Annotated in this window: 19 protein-coding genes; 12 read left to right on the plus strand and 7 right to left on the minus strand. The window is 57.7% G+C overall.

Annotated elements, in window-relative coordinates; translation table 11 throughout:
* Positions 1–26 precede the first annotated feature (26 nt).
* Complete coding sequence (locus ACR0IP_RS20480; RefSeq protein ID WP_480527621.1) at positions 27–692, plus strand: arylesterase; 666 nt, start codon at positions 27–29, stop codon at positions 690–692.
* Between the two features lie 6 nt (positions 693–698).
* Here ACR0IP_RS20480 and ACR0IP_RS20485 read toward each other — a convergent pair whose 3' ends face one another.
* From ACR0IP_RS20485 to ettA, 3 genes are all read right to left on the minus strand, one after another.
* A complete protein-coding gene (locus ACR0IP_RS20485; RefSeq protein WP_170378840.1) occupies positions 699–1,253 on the minus strand; it encodes a L,D-transpeptidase in 555 nt (184 codons plus the stop codon).
* Positions 1,254–1,404: 151 nt separating this feature from the next.
* Positions 1,405–1,611, minus strand: coding sequence for a cold-shock protein (locus ACR0IP_RS20490; RefSeq protein ID WP_170378838.1), 207 nt, complete (start codon positions 1,609–1,611; stop codon positions 1,405–1,407).
* Positions 1,612–2,944: 1,333 nt separating this feature from the next.
* The gene (gene ettA, locus ACR0IP_RS20495; protein ID WP_480527623.1) at positions 2,945–4,612 is read right to left on the minus strand and encodes an energy-dependent translational throttle protein EttA; all 1,668 of its coding nucleotides are present in this window, start codon (positions 4,610–4,612) and stop codon (positions 2,945–2,947) included.
* A gap of 138 nt (positions 4,613–4,750) precedes the next feature.
* Between ettA and ACR0IP_RS20500 the strand changes: the two genes are divergently transcribed.
* From ACR0IP_RS20500 to dacB, 3 genes are all read left to right on the plus strand, one after another.
* The gene (locus tag ACR0IP_RS20500; RefSeq protein ID WP_480527625.1) at positions 4,751–5,221 is read left to right on the plus strand and encodes an MOSC domain-containing protein; all 471 of its coding nucleotides are present in this window, start codon (positions 4,751–4,753) and stop codon (positions 5,219–5,221) included.
* A 32-nt stretch (positions 5,222–5,253) separates the two neighbouring features.
* Complete coding sequence (locus ACR0IP_RS20505) at positions 5,254–5,874, plus strand: nicotinate-nucleotide adenylyltransferase (RefSeq protein WP_480527627.1); 621 nt, start codon at positions 5,254–5,256, stop codon at positions 5,872–5,874.
* Positions 5,875–5,940: 66 nt separating this feature from the next.
* Positions 5,941–7,419 carry a D-alanyl-D-alanine carboxypeptidase/D-alanyl-D-alanine endopeptidase gene (gene dacB / locus ACR0IP_RS20510; RefSeq protein WP_480527629.1) on the plus strand — a complete coding sequence of 493 codons (1,479 nt, stop codon included), beginning with the start codon at positions 5,941–5,943 and terminating at the stop codon, positions 7,417–7,419.
* A 2-nt stretch (positions 7,420–7,421) separates the two neighbouring features.
* On the opposite strand, the gene ACR0IP_RS20515 is transcribed toward dacB, so the two are convergent.
* Together ACR0IP_RS20515 and ACR0IP_RS20520 are read right to left on the minus strand one after the other, a co-directional pair.
* Positions 7,422–7,844 carry a tellurite resistance TerB family protein gene (locus ACR0IP_RS20515; protein WP_170639976.1) on the minus strand — a complete coding sequence of 141 codons (423 nt, stop codon included), beginning with the start codon at positions 7,842–7,844 and terminating at the stop codon, positions 7,422–7,424.
* Positions 7,845–7,923: 79 nt separating this feature from the next.
* Positions 7,924–8,391 carry an Lrp/AsnC family transcriptional regulator gene (locus ACR0IP_RS20520; RefSeq protein ID WP_480527631.1) on the minus strand — a complete coding sequence of 156 codons (468 nt, stop codon included), beginning with the start codon at positions 8,389–8,391 and terminating at the stop codon, positions 7,924–7,926.
* Between the two features lie 109 nt (positions 8,392–8,500).
* Between ACR0IP_RS20520 and phhA the strand changes: the two genes are divergently transcribed.
* Both phhA and ACR0IP_RS20530 read left to right on the plus strand, forming a co-directional pair.
* Positions 8,501–9,301, plus strand: a complete 801-nt coding sequence (gene phhA / locus ACR0IP_RS20525) for a phenylalanine 4-monooxygenase (RefSeq protein WP_170691409.1) — start codon at positions 8,501–8,503, stop codon at positions 9,299–9,301.
* Between the two features lie 33 nt (positions 9,302–9,334).
* The gene (locus ACR0IP_RS20530) at positions 9,335–9,661 is read left to right on the plus strand and encodes a 4a-hydroxytetrahydrobiopterin dehydratase (RefSeq protein ID WP_480527633.1); all 327 of its coding nucleotides are present in this window, start codon (positions 9,335–9,337) and stop codon (positions 9,659–9,661) included.
* 127 nt (positions 9,662–9,788) lie between these two features.
* Here ACR0IP_RS20530 and ACR0IP_RS20535 read toward each other — a convergent pair whose 3' ends face one another.
* Entirely contained in the window at positions 9,789–11,669 is a 1,881-nt protein-coding gene (locus ACR0IP_RS20535) for a cellulase family glycosylhydrolase (RefSeq protein WP_480527635.1), read from the minus strand.
* 339 nt (positions 11,670–12,008) lie between these two features.
* Between ACR0IP_RS20535 and ACR0IP_RS20540 the strand changes: the two genes are divergently transcribed.
* The 4 genes from ACR0IP_RS20540 to ACR0IP_RS20555 all read left to right on the plus strand — a co-directional run bounded on the left by ACR0IP_RS20540 (position 12,009) and on the right by ACR0IP_RS20555 (position 16,886).
* Entirely contained in the window at positions 12,009–13,583 is a 1,575-nt protein-coding gene (locus tag ACR0IP_RS20540) for a lysine--tRNA ligase (protein WP_170691405.1), read from the plus strand.
* Between the two features lie 48 nt (positions 13,584–13,631).
* Positions 13,632–14,033, plus strand: coding sequence for a DUF4864 domain-containing protein (locus ACR0IP_RS20545; protein ID WP_170378812.1), 402 nt, complete (start codon positions 13,632–13,634; stop codon positions 14,031–14,033).
* Positions 14,034–14,168: 135 nt separating this feature from the next.
* Positions 14,169–16,454, plus strand: a complete 2,286-nt coding sequence (locus ACR0IP_RS20550) for a glycosyl hydrolase family 28-related protein (RefSeq protein ID WP_480527638.1) — start codon at positions 14,169–14,171, stop codon at positions 16,452–16,454.
* Between the two features lie 111 nt (positions 16,455–16,565).
* Entirely contained in the window at positions 16,566–16,886 is a 321-nt protein-coding gene (locus ACR0IP_RS20555) for an antibiotic biosynthesis monooxygenase family protein (protein WP_170462743.1), read from the plus strand.
* A 21-nt stretch (positions 16,887–16,907) separates the two neighbouring features.
* On the opposite strand, the gene ACR0IP_RS20560 is transcribed toward ACR0IP_RS20555, so the two are convergent.
* Complete coding sequence (locus ACR0IP_RS20560; RefSeq protein WP_480527640.1) at positions 16,908–17,390, minus strand: HugZ family pyridoxamine 5'-phosphate oxidase; 483 nt, start codon at positions 17,388–17,390, stop codon at positions 16,908–16,910.
* 139 nt (positions 17,391–17,529) lie between these two features.
* On the opposite strand from ACR0IP_RS20560, the gene ACR0IP_RS20565 reads away from it, so the two are divergent.
* Together ACR0IP_RS20565 and ACR0IP_RS20570 are read left to right on the plus strand one after the other, a co-directional pair.
* A complete protein-coding gene (locus ACR0IP_RS20565) occupies positions 17,530–17,919 on the plus strand; it encodes an excalibur calcium-binding domain-containing protein (protein WP_480527641.1) in 390 nt (129 codons plus the stop codon).
* 144 nt (positions 17,920–18,063) lie between these two features.
* Entirely contained in the window at positions 18,064–18,354 is a 291-nt protein-coding gene (locus ACR0IP_RS20570; RefSeq protein ID WP_480527643.1) for a hypothetical protein, read from the plus strand.
* The last annotated feature ends 8 nt before the right edge of the window (positions 18,355–18,362 follow it).

The raw sequence follows: 18,362 nt of genomic DNA on the forward strand, positions 1-18,362 counted from the left end.
TGGTCTTTCCATCGGAGGGCAGTCAATTGGGATATGGAGCGTTTGTAGCTCTGCGCAAGGTTCTGGTTTCAGGGCTGTTTGTCAGTTGGGGCTATACTGCAACAGCCGAGCCCGTGGTGATTGCCGCATTGGGGGATTCGCTAACCCAAGGCTATGGGCTGGTCGAACAGGATGGGTTTGTCCCACAGCTGGAACGCTGGCTGCAGGCGAACGGGGCCGAGGTTCGTTTGATCAACGCAGGTGTCTCGGGGGATACAACGGCGGGCGGCGCGGCGCGGGTCGAGTGGACTTTGACGCCGGATGTGGACGCGATGATCGTTGCGCTGGGTGGCAACGACTTGCTGCGGGGCCTCGACCCCGATCTGTCGCGCGCCAACTTGACCGCAATCCTGAGCGCGGCTGAAACAAGCGATGTCGACGTTTTGCTGATCGGCATGCAGGCCCCCGGCAACTATGGTCCGGACTACAAACAGGCGTTCGACACGATCTACCCGGATTTGGCTGAACAGTTTGATGTCCTCTACGCCGAGAGTTTCTTTGACGGTCTCGCCTCGAGTGGTGATCCGAACGCAGTCAGCCAATACATGCAGCCTGATAGGATTCACCCGAATGCCCAAGGCGTCGCGCGGATTGTTGAGGCGCTTGGCCCATCCTTGCTGGAACTGGTCAAGATGTCGGGTGAAAAGGGCTAGGGGCCGTCAAACCACTGTGACGACCGTTCCGATCGGCACACGGTTGTAGAGATCTACCACGTGTTCGTTCATCATCCGGATACATCCGTTCGACGCGGCCCGCCCGATCGTCTGGGGCTGCGTTGTGCCGTGGATACGGAAATAGGTGTCTACCCCGTTCTGGAATAGATAGAGCGCGCGCGCGCCCAACGGATTGTCGCCCCCGCCGGGCTGAACATAGTCGTTATCCTTGAAACGGGCATAGGCCACCGGATCCCGCTCGATCATCTCTTGCGTAGGACGCCAGGTGGGCCATTCCTTCTTCACGTCGATGGTCGCAGTGCCGGTGAACTCCAACCCGGCTTTGCCGACACCACAGCCATAGCGGACCGCCTTGCGCGGTTCGGTCACGTAGTACAGGTAGAATGATCGCGGCACGACCAGCAGTTGCCCCGGCTGAAACTGCTTTTTGATCCGGACAAATTGCGGTGTGGGATCATACTCGGCAGCCTTCTTGGCAACGGCAATACCGGGGAGAAGGCTCAGGGCCGTTCCGGCCAGAAAAACACGACGTGTAAACATGTGCGCCTCTTGAATTGACCTGAAAAATCATCACTCGAATTCCAGAATGATATCTTAATTGGTCAATTATGGGGCAGATATTACGAAATTGTGATATGAGGCCTTTCGGCCACAAAAAAGGGCGGGGTTTACCCCCGCCCGTCTGAGTGACTTATGCCAGTTCGATATTGTCTGCGCTTTCGCGACCGTCACGACCCGAGCGCAGCTCGTAGGTGACTTTCTGGTTGTCGGCCAGACCGGTCAGGCCCGAACGCTCGACAGCCGAGATGTGAACGAAGATGTCTTTGCCGCCATCTTCGGGTGCGATAAAGCCGTAGCCTTTGGTGGTGTTGAACCATTTAACGGTGCCTGCAGGCATTTCCGTGTCTCCTGTTTAGTGCTGCCCACGTGGATGCGGCAGCCTGGCGTCGTCGGTCTGGATCGAATGACTGAGCGCCGTAGAAGGAGACAGTGGGTCGAAATAGAAAAACGTTAGCCCTTTGGATATGGCATTGGGGTGGCGGTGTGGCAAGGGCGGAATCGGTTAACGCGTTGGCAGCCACGAGCGCGTTGGGATGCCTTTATGAGAAACTACCGCCGCGCTCGAATACCCGGAGCGAAGAATTTATTCATTGTCTCGCTGGCCGACAGGTCGTCCGATTTGTTGGTGCGAAACGTTGCGCATTCGCGTGCGGCTTTTGGGACTCCGCGATATGAGCTGGCTTTCTGGTGCGATGCCTATGTGGTCTTGCCCGATCATCTTAACGCAATTTGGACTTTGCCACCGGGGGATGCGGGTTACTCGACGCGTTGGGGCACAATCAAAGCTCGATTAACTAAGTGTGTAGACAAACCAAGTCGTAGTTCGGGCTTAAGCCCGGCACTCGCGACGTCAAACCTGCCCGTCGTACCAAGTGGCAGATATGCCGGGCTGAAGCCCGGCCTACGGCGGAACAAACGCTAAGCGACTATTTGGCAACACAAGTTTTGGAAGCACCGTATCCGTAGTGAAACGGATTGCCGCAACGACAAGGCGTATTGTTGTAGCAATTCGGTCAAGCATAGGCTCGTAGAACATCCAACCGATTAGCCGTATTCGTCGATCCATCGCGACATCCGCGCGGGTCGAGTGGGTCCATAGTGGAGTGATGGTTTTACCTTTGGCAAGCTCGGAGAGTCGTAGTGTAGATACGCGCAATTTGTAGGTCGGGCTCGAGCCCGACACCTACAACACTTCTCGCAGTGCCAAAAAATCTTTAACGGGATGCCTTTGCGGGTTTGTTCGAAATAGTCAGTTTTGCAAGCATGCTAGCGATGAAATCGAGCCGATCAGTCCGGGATCGGTTGGTACGAATTGCCGGTTGTCATCCGTTTATTCCACTCGTGGTTTCGTCGGTTCTTAGGACAACACTATCACCCCAATAAGTGATCTTACTTCGCGTCCCAGTTTCTAACCTAAACCAACAATCACTTTGCTCAATACCGGGGGCACCAAACGCAATTCCATCAAGCCGTAGCAGTCCCCGACTGGTTCTGGCTACTTCCACGATCCAATTTCCGCTTGTTTCTTTGTTTGTTAGCCGAATTCTGTTGGGTAGAGATGGATCAAGAAGAAGCGAGTAGGCGTAGTCGCCTACTACGAACTCTATCGTTCTTTCGCTGTCCAAATATGGAATGCTCTCGGATATCCGTTCCCATTCCATTGGCATGATCTACCGCGCAAACTTCTTATGCTTCAACCGTTTAGGCTCCAGCGCGTCCGGTCCCAGACGGCGCTTTTTGTCCTCTTCGTAATCCTCGAAGTTGCCCTCGAACCATTCCACATGGGCGTCACCCTCGAAGGCCAGAATATGCGTGCAGATCCGGTCGAGGAAAAAGCGGTCGTGGGAAATCACCACGGCGCAGCCGGCGAAATCGACCAGCGCGTCTTCCAGCGCGCGCAGGGTTTCGACGTCGAGGTCGTTGGTCGGTTCGTCGAGCAGCAGGACGTTGCCGCCCTCTTTCAGCAGGCGGGCCATGTGGACGCGGTTGCGCTCACCCCCTGATAGCAGAGAGACCTTTTTCTGCTGATCGCCGCCCTTGAAGTTGAAAGACGAGCAATAGGCGCGGGAATTGACCTGCGCGTCGCCCAGCTGAATGATCTCAGCGCCGCCGGTGATCGCCTCCCACACGGTGTCGTTGTCGGCAAGGTCATCGCGGGACTGGTCGACATAAGACAGCTCGACCGTGTCGCCCAGCGTGATGGTGCCGCTGTCGGGTTGTTCCTGACCGGTCAGCATCTTGAACAGGGTCGATTTACCTGCACCGTTGGGGCCGATGACGCCGACAATGCCGCCGGGGGGCAGGGCAAAGTCCAGCCCTTCGATCAGCTGCTTGTCGCCCATGTGTTTCGACAGCCCCTCGACCTCGATCACCTTGCCACCAAGGCGCTGGCCGTTGGGGATGACGATCTGGGCACGGGTCAGCTTTTCGCGCTCGGACTGTTCGGCCAGCTCGTTATAGGCGTTGATCCGGGCTTTGGATTTGGCCTGACGGGCCTTTTGGCCCTGACGCATCCATTCCAGCTCGCGCTGGAGGGTCTTCTGCTTGGACTTGTCCTCGCGCGCTTCCTGCTTCAGCCGTTTGGCCTTTTGTTCCAGCCACGCGGAGTAGTTGCCCTCGTAAGGAATACCCCGGCCACGGTCGAGCTCGAGAATCCAGCCGGTGATGTCATCCAGGAAATAGCGGTCGTGGGTGACGATCAGGATGGTGCCTTTGTAGTCGATCAGGTGCTGCTGCAGCCAGGCGATGGTCTCGGCGTCCAGGTGGTTGGTCGGTTCGTCCAGCAGCAGCATGTCGGGCGCTTCCAGCAGCAGCTTGCAAAGCGCCACGCGGCGTTTCTCACCACCCGAAAGGTTGGCGATGTTGGCATCGTCCGGCGGGCAGCGCAGCGCCTCCATCGAGACGTCGATCTGGCTGTCGAGGTCCCACAGGTTTTCCGCGTCGATCGCGTCCTGCAGGGTGGTCATTTCTTCCATTAGCTCGTCCGAGTAGTTCTCGGCGATCTCCATGGCGATCTCATTAAAGCGGTCGACCTTGGCCTTTTTCGCGGCGACGCCCAGCATGACGTTTTCGCGGACGGTGAGCGATTCATCCAGCTGTGGTTCCTGAGGCAGATAGCCCACCTTGGCGCCCTCAGCCGCCCATGCCTCACCGGTGAAGTCGGTATCGAGGCCAGCCATGATTTTCATCAGCGTCGATTTACCCGCGCCGTTGACTCCGACGACACCGATTTTCACGCCGGGCAGAAAGCTCAGGTGGATGTTTTCAAAGCACTTCTTGCCACCGGGATAGGTCTTGGAGACACCCTGCATGTGGTAGACATATTGATAGGCGGCCATGTCGCGTCCTCTGGGTCGGGGAAATCAGGTTGAAACGCTTGATATCCAAGCGGAGCGGGCGGGGCAAGCTGGTGGTTTCGTGATTTTTGCTGAGACCTTGGGCGGGCTAGAGTGGCTTCGGTTTGAGAGGCGTGTGAGATGTCAGAACTTGCGGAATTGATTGACGGGTGGGCAAAGCCCGGTCGGGTCGATTGGATCGGTGTGCGTCCAGCCCGGCGGGCGGATATCGTCACCTTGGTCGACGCTATGATTTCCGCTGATGGTTTGGACGGAGATCGCAGTCGAGCGGGCAAGAGGGCGGCGACGTTGATCCAACAGGAGCATCTGACGGCGATTGGTTCGTATCTTGGACAAAGGCCGATCGCGCCAGAGATATTGCGGCGCAATCTGGTGGTTTCGAGGATTAACCTCTCCGCGCTCAAAGGACGCGAGGTGCAGGTAGGTGAGGCGATTTTGCGCTTAACCGTGATCTGCGCGCCCTGCAGTCGGATGGAGGAAGCGCTGGGAAAAGGCGGCTATTCCGCCGTGCGTGGGCATGGCGGATGGTGTGCAGAAGTGGTGCGCACTGGACGCGTTCGGGTGGGAGATGCGGTGCATCCGATTGATTGACAAGCTGCTTCAGTTCTGAACAACAGCAAAGGATGTTGCGCAGCCAGATACCATATGCTCGGCCCGGACAGGTCATTGGGCTGTTCGGGGGGTCCTTTGATCCTCCGCATCAAGGTCATGTGCATGTCACGCTTGAGGCGATGAAGGCTTTCGGTTTGGATCGTGTGTGGTGGCTGGTTTCTCCGGGTAACCCTCTGAAACAGCAAGGGCCTGCGCCTTTGCCGCGTCGGTTAGAGGCCGCGCGGGCGGTGATGCAGCACCCTCGGGTGGACGTTACGGATATTGAGGCGCTGACGGGTACGCGGGCGACGGCGGATACTCTGGTGGCCCTCCGGCGGCTTTATCCTCAAGTTCGGTTCGTCTGGATCATGGGGGCCGACAATCTGGCGCAGTTTCACCAATGGAAGGACTGGCGGCTGATCATGGACAGCGTCCCCGTGGGCGTTGTGGCGCGATCGGGGGATCGAATTTCCGCGCGGATGTCGCCAGCGGCGCGGGTCTACGCACCCTACAGAATTGACGGGCAGGCGCGGCATCTATTGGGACGCGCGCAGGCGCCGGCATGGTGTTTCGTGAACGTGCCGATGGTCAATCTCAGTTCAACCGATCTTCGCAATCGCGGCATCTGGGCAAACGGAGTGTTGCCCGAATAGCCACATTGCCTGCATATTCTCATGCAATGGTTGTCCAAATTTCATCTCTGGGATTTTAATTGACCCATGGTTGATCGTATTTCACGCCGTTTGTTTCTGGCAGGGTTGAGCGCAGCTGCGGTCCCTGCGGCTGCCTTTGCGCAGGCACCTTTGGTATCCTTGCGGCCTCAGGCCCGAGGGCCTCAGCTGACCGGGGCCGAGCGGTTCGTTCGCGCAGCCGGGCTGCGGGGCGATGTGATCTTTGCAGTGGCAGATGTTGAGACGGGCACCCAGCTTGAGGCGCTGGGGGGTGAGGCCGGGTTGCCTCCGGCCAGTGTGGGCAAGGCGCTGACCGCGCTCTATGCGTTGGACGTTCTGGGGCCAGATCATCGCTTTGAGACCAAGCTTCTGGCGGATGGGCCAATTGAGAATGGCATTCTAAAAGGCGACTTGATCCTTGTCGGCGGCGGAGACCCTCTGCTGGATACAGATGCATTGGCAAGCATGGCAGCCAATCTGCGCGAGGCTGGGGTGACCGAAGTTCGCGGGGCGTTCAAAGTCTATGACGGAGCCTTGCCCTACGTGTTCAGCATCGACCCTGGGCAGCCAGATCATCTGGGCTATAGCCCGGCGATCAGTGGAATTTCTTTGAACTTCAACCGCGTTCATTTCGAATGGAAGCGGGCCGGGACGAATTACAACGTCACGATGGATGCGCGCAGCGCCAAGTACCGCCCGGATGTCGATATGGCTGTGATGCGGGTCGAACCGCGCAGCCTGCCGATCTACACCTATCAACCCAGCGCACGTCAGGACCGCTGGACCGTGGCCAAAGGCGCGCTGGGCAACGGCGGCGCACGTTGGTTACCCGTTCGAAAACCTGCACTTTATGCGGGCGATGTGTTTCGCACGCTTGCCCGCTCAAACGGGGTTGTTCTGGGTCGGGTGCAAGTCACTCAGGAAACCCCGAAAGGCACTACGTTGGTTGTGCATCAGAGTGACCGGTTAGAGAGTATCCTGCGCGGGATGCTGAAATACTCGACCAATCTGACGGCAGAAATGGTTGGTATGGCGGCGACTAAGTCACGTGGGGTCAGGCCGAGTGATCTGGCGGACTCGGCGGCAGAGATGAACCGCTGGGCGGCTGAGACCTATGGGGCCACCCAAATCGCCATGGTGGACCATTCGGGCCTGGGAGATGCTTCCCGCATGCCACCGGGTGATCTGGTGAAAGCACTTGTTGCGGCGCGCAAAACCGGGTCGCTGCGGCCGCTGCTCAAGCCTTTCACGCTGACCGATAGTCAGGGTCGGGCGGTCAAGGATCATCCCATCAAGGTGAGTGCAAAAACCGGAACGCTGAACTTCGTCTCGGGACTTGGCGGGTTTTTGACCACGGCCGACGGGTCCGAACTGGCCTTTGCGATCTTTACGGCAGATGTGGACCACCGCGCCACGATCCCGCGCGAACAACGCGAGCGTCCCGAAGGCGCGCGCAGTTGGAACCGCCGGTCGCGCAAGCTTCAGCGGGCTTTGATTGAGCGCTGGGGATCGCTCTACGGCAGTTGAGCCTAAACCGCGTGACGCGCGCGGGCACCGCGTTCGATCGCGGCAGCGTGCAGGCGGTCGATGTTCAACTCATAGCGGATCTCTTCCAGCAAACGCAGCTCGGTTTCGGCCAGCGAGCCGTCAGCAGCCGCAACGTCGCAGGCCAGCGCATAGGCGGTTTCGTTCAGGCGTTCTGGCAAATTGTCACGGATCAGGCCGAACAGGGCATCCAATCCATCTTCCTGCTCGAACAGGTCGAACACGATTTGCGAAACCCGGCGGGTGCGGTCGATGTCATAACCCGCAAAAACAGGCAGCATATTCACCGCGCCTTCGATCTTGACCAGTTCGGCGGTGCGGATCGTCTCATCCGACGCCGAGATCGCGACCATGATCGCCACAAGGCAATCTTGCGGAGACATCGGGTGTGGTACTTGATCGGTCATTGGGTCGTCCTGAGTCATTTGCTGCCGTCGCACGATAGGAGGGCTGGCGGACGGGTTCAACGGCTTTTGCCTGTGTGTGTCAGAGAATTGGCAGTGGTCCCCGCGTTTTGGTCTGGCGCAGCACGAAATTGCTACGGGTGTCACGGACCAGGCCTGACTTCAGAAGGCACTGCATTATGAAAAGCTCAAGATCTTCGGGCGATTTGGCATAGACCTTGAGGAGGAAGTCATGATCTCCGGTAATCGACGCGCATTCCACGATCTGAGGTTCTGTCTCAACCAGACGGAGGAAGGCATTGATGTTGTCTTCCTGATGGCTCTGCAACGCGACGTGGATATAAGCAATTGCGTTCAGTCCGACAGACTTGGCGCGGACCTGCGCAGAGTAGCCCGATATAACGCCCGATGCCTCAAGATCCCGCACCCGACGCCAGCATTGCGAGGCCGACAGGCCTGTGCGGTCTGCAAGTTCCTGCATCGACAACCGGCCATCGGTTTGCAGCTGTTGCAGGATGGCCAGATCAGCAGGATGAAACGTTTGTGCCAATTTTGACCTCAATGCAAAATGATCCGTTCAACTATAAGCGATTTTCCCATTTATAGAAACTGAATTCGCCACCGCCCTTGAATAGAATATTTGTGAAGGGGAGGAGAAGATGCCGAAATCAACGAAATACCGCGCTAAAATCGCCGATGCGAAGGGTCATATCGCGTATACGGCTGAAGAGGACGCCGTTTGGGCTGATCTCTACTCGGCGCAGCAGGACAACGTGCAGAAATACATGGCGCGCGACTATCTCGACGGCCTGAAACGGTTGGAGTTGCCGAAGACCCGTGTGCCCTCTTGCAAGGATATCTCGGAACGTTTGTTGGACCTGACCGGATGGCGGGTTCAGCCCGTGCCAGCGCTGATTGGGTTCGAAACCTTCTTCGGGATGCTGGCCGACAGGGTGTTTCCGGCAGCGTCCTTTATCCGCTCACGCGAGGATTTCGACTATATTGAAGAGCCGGACATCTTTCACGAGATCTTTGGGCATACGCCCTTGCTCAGCGATCCCAGATTTGCGGCGTTCAGTCAGGCCATCGGCAAGGCCGGGGTGCAGGCTGGGCCGAAGGACTATGCTTGGCTGATCCGGCTCTATTGGTTCTCGATCGAGTTCGGGTTACGGTGGCAAGACGGTGAGATCAAAGCGCTTGGATCGGGGCTGGCGTCCTCGCCCACTGAACTTGTCTATGCGGTCGAAAGTGATATGCCGGACCGGGACCCGTTCGACGTGCTGACGATCCTGCGTACTCCATACCGGATCGACATGCACCAGATGGGCTACTTTGTTCTGCAAGACCCCGAGGCGCTGTTCGCCGCGGCCGACAGGGACCTGTTGGCAGATGTAAGACAGGCGCAGTCGCTCGGTCTATTGCCCAACAAGTTCCCACCCAAAGCAACAGCAGCGGAGTGATCGAAAATGACCACAACAGGACAAACCTGCAACTTGTCAGACCGTACGTGCGTACCTTGTTCCGGCGGCATTCCAGCCCTGACGGCAGACGAGGCGAATGCTCATATGGGCGAGCTGTCATCGGAATGGACACTGAATGTCGGGTCGACCGAGCTTAGCCGCCACTTCGCGTTCAAGGGTTTCGCTAAGGCGACATATCTGGCCAATCTTTGTGCATGGCTGGCGGATCAGCAGGGCCACCATCCCGATATCTCGTTCGGCTGGGGCTATGTGGATGTCAGGCTGACAACCCATGAAATCGGCGGACTCAGCGAGAATGACTTTATCTGGGCGGCGAAACTGGACCAGTTGACCGGTTGAATCGGCCTTGGCCCTAAGAAAAACCCCGTGCTTTTTTGACTCATGCTGCACCGACACGACAGGAGGGGGAGTTGGAAGGTTCAATTGGAATGTGGGTGCGCACGGGTTTCATGCTGCCCCCGGATTTCTATTCGAGATAAAACCAGTTCCCGGTGCCCAATTTTTCAAGGTCAATGACATGCATACCGTCCTGAAAACTGTGTGCTCCCACGGCGGCTTTTTTCTGGTCGGGGAAGCGAAGCGTTAGCCTAGGCGATGCTTTTATCTGAAGCCGTCCGACTAAGGGCTCAATCCGGAAGGAGAGTTCTTCCGGAACTGCGCGGCCGGCCAGTGAGACCAGAATACGTCCTGAAGTTGTAATCTCTTCATCATCAAGACTTTGGACAACAACAGCCGCAGTTGGGTTCTCGACCTCGAAAGCTACATTCGTGGTTGCGACCGTTTTGTCCGAAAGGTGTCCTGCGGCGGCCTGGGTCTTGGCCGTGTCGATGACAATCAGGCCATCGTTGAATGCCCTATAAAAATCACCGGTATCCGCCGCAACGGTTTGAGCGTCCGGTTCCAGGTAAGAGTGTTCGGTATCGAGTATTTCATGTTGCTGCTCCTCCAGTACCGAGGCTTGCAACCAAGGCAGTGCCGGCGTGTCCGGCATACAGGTGACCAATCTACTTTGCTCGACGATTGTTCGTATCCCGACCGAGGATGCCGGCGTTATCGAACTGCCAAAAAAGGCCTCGTGATCGGGGCAAAGGGCATAAGTCTTTTCCGCAAGGCGCACATGGCCCTGCCGATAGAGAAGAGCAGCCGCAGGCATCATGGCCATCATCGCGGGGTCTTCGGCCATGCTCCAGTTGGTGGGGCGAAGCGGGCCATTCAAGGGCTGCTGCGCATAACCATAGACGATAGGGGCATCCCATCCCTGATGGGCGGCGCGCACGGCGACACTGAGTGGTGCAATAAACCTGTCGTCGCCGGGAAATTCGCCGATGTTCCACTCGGAAACGCTGAACGGCATTCCGACCACTTGTCCAATGGACAGCCAATCCAGAAAGCCGGATCGCGTTCTTGGGTCGTAAAAAACTTCTCCCGAGCTTCCATAGCTATGCGCGTCAACCATGGAGCCGCGCGTGAGAGAGGGCAGCCCGGCGACCGACATCCCGCCCCACAAGCTGGTTGTGGTGATCAGACCCTCAAACCCGGTGGCTTCAATATTCTCGATCATTCGGTCATTGAAGCGGCGTTCAAGTTCGTTGAGGAACAGCTTGGACGGCCCGTGCAACCACGATCGCCAGGTGAGTTCCGGGTCAATGCCATTTTCCAAGGCAAATTCGCGCGCGGCCGCCATATAGACTGCGTTGTGCCGGGGGACGTTCTTGTCTGGCAGCAACGCATTTCCGAAATGATGTGTCAGATCATTTTCGTTGGTGATCATAACGGCAATGACCGCAGGATCTTCTGCGTAGGACAACCCGGTTATCTTGTTGATGTGTCGTAGATACTTGTCCTGAAAATCAAGCATCAGCGCTTCGATACTGGGTGAAATGTAGCTGAATCCCTTGACGCGAATCGAGGTCTCACCCTTGGCGATCTCTTCGAAATCCTCGACCCCGTCTTCGTTTGTAAAGCTGCGACCGACATGAAGGTCGAGCCAGATGTAAAGGCCCTCGGCCTTTAGTGCCGCGATCCATTGGTCCAGTTTTTTCAATGAGAAGGCATCGAGCTTGCGGGTTGTCTGCGCTTCGCTGCCAAAGATGTTGGGTTGCACCCAATGCGAGTCGTGGTGGTGGATGCGCACCAGATTGAAGCCCAACCGAGAAAGACGTTGGGCATGGGCCCGCATGAAACGAGGTTCGGTCGTGAACAGCGCATAGGCTTGAAGGTTCGCCCCCCAAAATCGGGCCGGGGTACCATCCGCGAAGAAAAGCTCATCGCCGACGGCCTGTATCTTACCGTGACGGCCGGCAGGCTGGTGGTTCAACGCACTTAGGTCGGGAATGGGGGTTTCCAACCGCAGCGCCCCTCTCGGCCAAGTCTGTACATCTTCGCTTGGCTGCGACGTTGCCGATCTGGGGCCGGATGCGATGCTAACCGCTAGGATGAGCAAAAAAGCAAAGATATCTGGGCGGTTCATCAGGCACCTCGTGCTTGTGCAGTGTATCTTTTCGGAAGGTTACCGCGTTGCCCGGGATTTCAAAATGGTTCTGCACACTGAGCTTATGCTTATTTGCAGTGGGCGGCGCTAGAAAAACCCCGTGCTTTTATTGACTCATGCTGCACCGGCACAATAGGAGGGGCCGGTCGGTTGCAAAGGGCGACCGGCGCTGTTTTTCCCGATGGAGCAAATCTGATGTCTGAACTGCGTGAAACCGCAATGTCGTCCAAGGCCTGGCCTTTCGAAGAGGCGCGCCGGTTGCTCAAACGCTATCAGAAGAACGCTCCGGAGAAGGGGTTTGTGTTGTTCGAGACCGGCTATGGCCCCTCGGGTCTGCCGCATATCGGCACCTTTGGGGAGGTCGCGCGAACCACGATGGTCAAGCGCGCGTTTGAAGCGCTGTCGGATATACCAACCAAGCTGATCTGTTTTTCGGACGATCTGGACGGTATGCGAAAAGTGCCCAGCAACGTGCCGAACCCGGAGATTCTGGAGCAGCACCTGCAGCGTCCGCTGACTTCGGTTCCCGATCCATTCGGTGAATACGAAAGCTTTGGGGCGCACAACAACGCTATGCTACGCCGATTCCTCGACACCTTTGGGTTCGAGTATGAGTTCTATTCGGCGAAGGAATTCTACGAGTCCGGACAATTTGACGAGATTCTTAAGCGTGCTGTCGAACGCTATGACGAGATTATGGCGATCATGCTGAAAAGTCTCCGTGAAGAACGGCAGCAAACTTATTCGATCTTCCTGCCTCTGCATCCCGAAAGCGGGCGGGTGATGTATGTACCGATGAAAAAGGTCTGCGCCGAGACCTACACCGTGACCTTTGATGATGAGACGGGCAAGGAATGGACCGTTCCCGTCACAGGCGGCAACGTCAAGCTGCAGTGGAAGCCGGACTTTGGCGCGCGCTGGGCTGCGCTGGGCGTCGATTTTGAGATGTACGGCAAGGAACACGCCACCAACGAAAAGATCTATGACGCGATCTGCCGTGCTTTGGGTGGCCGCGCGCCCGAGCATTTCTCGTATGAGCTGTTTCTGGATGAAAACGGCCAGAAAATCTCGAAATCGTCCGGCAATGGCGTATCGATTGACGAATGGCTGACCTATGCGCCGACGGAAAGCCTGTCGTATTTCATGTATCAAAAGCCCAAGACGGCCAAGCGGATGCATTTCGACGTCATTCCCAAGGCCTATGATGAATACCATCAGCAGCTGCGGGCCTATCCGGGGCAGGAGCTGAAGGCTCAGTTGAACAATCCAGTCTGGCATATCCATGGCGGTGATGTCCCGGAATCGACCTTGATCGTACCGTTTGCCATGTTGCTGAACCTCGCGTCGGTTTCCGGGGCAGAAGACAAAGAGGCGCTTTGGGGCTTTATCCGCCGTTACGCGCCTGAGGCGACCGCCGAGAGCCACCCCGATCTGGATCAGGCGGCCGGTTTTGCCGTGCGCTACTTCAACGATTTCGTCAAACCAACGCGCAAGCACCGCGCCCCGACGGAGCAAGAGCGCGAGGCGTTGGAGGCTCTGAAAGCCGCGCTCGAGGCCTATGACGGTCCAGCCGAAGACGAGGCGCTGCAATCGGTGGTCTATTCCATCGGGCGCGAGCGGTTTGACCCGATGCGTGGTTGGTTCACTGCCCTCTACGAGGTGCTGTTGGGGGCCTCGCAAGGCCCGCGTTTTGGTGGCTTCATTGCCCTCTATGGCGTGCCGGAAACGATCGCGCTGATCGAAAAGGCCTTGGCCGGAGAGCTGGTCTGATTTGACCTGATCCCGCATGGGGCTACCGTTCCGTCAGGAGGTAGCCCCATGCGTCGTTTACTGCTTGCCCTGTCCCTGAGTGCTGGTTTGGCCTCGGGTGCGTTTGCCCAGAATACCGAGATCGAGGCCAATATCGCGGCCCAGATTCAGGCCTTTAAGGCGGATGATTTCGCCACCGCCTTTACCTTTGCCAGCCCCAATATTCAGCGTCTATTCGGAAACCCGGACAATTTCGGAGCGATGGTACGCAATGGCTATCCCATGGTCTGGCGTCCCTCTGATGTGCGGTTTCTGGAACTGCGCGAGGTCGCAGGCGCGATGTGGCAGAAGGTCATGATCACCGATGGCGATGGCGCGGTTCACATTCTCGACTATCAGATGATCCAGCAGGAGAATGGCTGGAAGATCAACGGCGTGCAGCTACTTGGGCGCGCCGACCCAGCAGCCTGATGCAACAGCACCGTCACGGTCGTATGAGTGGCGGTTAATCCCTTTTGGATACTCAGACTGTCGCGTTCGGGATGGACCTGAACACGGCGTTTGAACGTGCAGCCATTGGGCCGCGCGACGAGGAAAGGGATTTCTATGAACAAGGCAATCACCGACGGCATTGTGTTCATGCCGCCTGCTTTCGAAAACGGTCTGGGCGTGTGGTCTGCGGGCGATGGTACGCCGGGCTCACCGACCTATGATGGCTCGGGCACCGGGGCATTTGTGCCGTCGGATGCGGATTTTGGCGGCTGCCTTGAGATCCTGAAGATCAACAGCCCGCAGCAGTTGCGCTACATGGGCCAGACCCAGATCCTGCCGGGGTGCTATTTGCAGATCAAGGCGCGGGTCAAGGCGATCAGTGGTCCTCTGCCCGAGGTGCGCATCGCGGCCTGGGCCGGTGCAGCAGGCGACACCCACCTGACGGGGGTAATCGAGCAAGGCCCAGCCACTCAGCTGGCAAGTTATGGCGCAGTGACCGAGATCACCGCCATTGTAGGCACGGGGCGACGGCCGGGCGTGGACATGGCTTGGGGTGTCAGTGCGCTCTACGGTCATTTCGGCATTGATATTGAGGGCGCCAACGGGGCCGTCATCCGCGTCGATGATCTGGAGATCACGGATGTCACTGGCGTGTTCCTGCGTGAGATCATCAGCCGTGTGGATGTGCGCGACTACGGCGCGGTGGGCGACGGCATTGCCGACGACTCGGCCGCGTTCGAGGCGGCGGATCAGGCCGCCGGAGGCCCACGCATTTTTGTGCCCCAAGGCACCTATCGTCTAGCAGAGAACACCACCCTGTCCTCGGAGGTCGAGTTTGAGGGCACGGTCACGATGCCTGACGACAAGATGCTTTTGCTGCTGAAAAACTATGACCTGCCAACTTACATTGCCGCGTTCGGGAATGAAGAGCTGGCCTTCAAAAAAGCGTTTCAGGCATTGTTGAACAACTCGGACCATGAATCGCTGGATCTGGGTGGGCGCAAGATCGAAGTGACGGCCCCAATCGACATGTTTGCCGCTGTTCCCAACAAGCCGGGGTTTTCGACCCGCCGCGTCATCCGTAACGGTCAGTTCGATGTTAAAAGCAGCTCGGCCTGGGATACCGAGACCTTCACCTCGGTCGCGACCTATGATCCAGCGGATTCGACCCGTCTGACCAATGTGGCCAACGTCGCGAACATCCCCATCGGCGCGCTGGTTCAGGGCAGCGGCGTCGGGCGCGAGATCTACGTGCGCGGCAAAGATGAAAGCGCCGGAGAGCTGACGCTGAACGCGCCGATTTATGACGCGGCAGGCACCCAGACCTTCACCTTCGTGTCCTTCAAATACCTGCTGGATTTCGGCAATTTCGGCGTGCTGCGCAAATTCGGGATGGAACAGATCGAGTTCCAGTGCAACGGCCGCTGCAGCGCCATTCGTCTGGCACCTGCGGGCAGCACGTTCTCATTGTCGGATTGCTTCATCAGCCGTCCGCTGGATCGCGGCATCACCTCGATTGGCACGGGCTGCAAAGGGATGTTGGTCGACAATTGCCAGTTCCTGTCCTCGGAAGAGTCGTTCATTGTGCCCGATCGCAAGTCGATCGCACTGAACACCACCTCGAACGACGTGAAGATCCGCCACAACCGGGCGGTGCGCTTCAAGCACTTTGCGGTTATCGGCGGCGACAACAATATGATCCTTGGCAACCACTTCTTCCAGGGCGACAGTATTCCGCAAGGGGTGCGGACCGCAGGGCTGATCATGATCGGTACCTATAACAGCTCGACCATCGCCGAGAACTACGTGGACAATTGCTTTGTGCAATGGACGAACGAGCGTGACACGACGCCCGCCTATGTCTCGGGCTATTCCTTCAGCGCCATGAGCATCACTGACAATATCTTCTATTCCAGTGAGGCTCCGCCCTGGTTCAGCTATATCGTGATCCGTCCGCACGGCCCGGGGCATTTTCTGAACGGGCTGGCGGTGACCGGTAACAAGTTCCGCTCTAGTGGGACAGACCTAGAGCGCGCCGACCGGGTGGATACGTCCTTTGCGGATCTGGATGCGGATCAGCACATCAACGTCACGTTCAGCAACAACACCTATCACGGGATTGACGCCAAGGTCGAAAACCCGCTGCGGGTGCGACACAGTCAGAGCTCGGCCTCGCAGGTCTGGACCATCGACTCGGACGGTCGGTTGCCGTTTGGCTCCAAGGCGCGCAGCTGTGATGCGGTGGCGGTTCTGGGGCCGCTCAGAACGGCGCTTGGGTCGGTGCGCTATTCCTTTCCCTATGCCGATGTGGAACAGGGCAGCAATGGCGATGCCGTCCAACTGCGCTGGGCCGAAAGCCTGAGTGGCGATGTCTCGGTGCACATGCGTCTGGAAGAGTAACGATAGCAGCCAGTCGCCCCTGTATCGGGGCGGCTTCGCTTTGGGTGACAGGAAAGACAAGACGTTTGGAATTCCTGTGCTAGGCTGAGGGCAAGCCAAAGGAGGACTCAGATGCCGACAATAGCCAAAACCGCCAGCGTTCAGACCGTCATTACCACATTTGAGATGACACCCGGCACCTGTCAGGACCTGCTTGAGGCGCTGACGGATGCCTATTCCGAATTCATCTCAAAACAGCCCGGTTTTGTATCGGCCGGCCTGCATGTCAACGATGCCCAGACCCGTATTGCCAATTATTCGCAATGGGAACGGCGCGAGGATTTTCTGGCCATGCTGCGTACCCCGGAAATGCGCGACCGCAACCGCAAGATCAATGAGCTGTGCAAGAGTTTCGAGCCGGTCATGTATGACGTGGCTGAGACCTTCAATTAACGCAGGTCCGGTGTCCCGGTGTCAGATGTCTGTAGCTTCGACGCGGTAAGCTTTGCCAAAACCGCCGTTCAGCAGCCCATCTTCAATCTCAAAGCGGACAAAGCTGAAATCGGCGAAATCTGCATAGAGTTTAGCCTTCGGGCGCAGTGACAGATATCTCTGGCGGAGGTTGTCATGGTCCTCCGTTCCTCTTGCAACTAAACGGGCCATCGCGTGTAAGGTCAGCCGAGGATGCGTCAGCGGATCCCCTTTAGCGCCTGGATCCCCGATCAGAAGGGCGCAGGCCGGGTTGTTCTGTAGCGCCCGGCTATGATCCGATAAGCTCGAAATCAGCGAGATCGGCTGCCCCTTGGCATCTGTCGCCAACGCAATCCGCGATACAGATGGCACAGCGGTGCCCGGTCTCAGAACGGCGAGCGCAGCATGGGTCGCCCCCTCCATCAATTCTGGGATCAGGCCCCGGGCGGTGTCGTCCAGTTGTTGGTAGGGGTCTTTGGTTGGCATTGTGCCTCGCATTGGTGAGCGGGAAGGTGATGCTATCCGCGGTGATCTTTATGGGTAAGCCGTGTTCTGCCTCGGCTTCGCCACAAATCCCCTGTATCGCGATGGCATGATGTTTCGCAAATCCAAATTGGACGAACCCTTGCCGAGCAAACGTCAGCGCCGGGCTGAAGCTGCCCGGCGACGCGCGCTCTCTCCCGTGCGTATTCTGCTTATGGTTCTGTGCCTGCCGCTGACCGTCGCGTTGATTTCCTTCAACATGTTCGTGCGCCTTTCAGACTATGGTCGGGATGAAGCCATGGTGCACCTAATCGCGCTGGCCGGTTGCGATGCCTCTCGGGCCGTGGGGTTCGGCACGTTTTACGAAGGCTATGCGGGCTATCATCCGCGCAACGATCCCGACGGGGATGGAGTGGCCTGTGGACCGGATGTGGCGCAGCGTCAAACGGTCCCATCACCAAGCACGACCACGCCCCGCGAAACAACGGCCAACCAAAGGTCCTTGGGCAACGCCAAGTTCATCAAGCCCTAAAAACCCGTGGGTTGAGGGCCGTTCCCTCCGCGACCGCTTGGCCTGTGACGCTGCGGGAATCTGCCAGTTCATGCTATGATACCCCGCGTTGGTACCAGTTTGGTGCCTCCATCGGGCAATTTCGCCCAGGTTGGGAGGACAAAGATGTTTGCACGCGTAACTCAATTTAAAATGAAGCCTGGCACGCGCGAGGCGGCCACGGCGAAGATGAACGAATTGAAGTCTGAAATCATGGGCATGCCCGGCATGCACTGTTTTACCAACGTCATGAACGAGGATGGGACCGGATACGTGATCTCGGTGGTCGAAAGCGAGGGTATCTCGAACGCAAACGCCCCAAAGGTGGCCGAGCTTTGGGGGCATTTCGCCGAGTTCATGGAAGCGCCGCCAACCCCAGCAGGCTTTGACGTGATTGCCCATTGGGACAAAGGCTGAACGCACGT

This window comes from Ruegeria sp. AL11 (assembly GCF_056540865.1).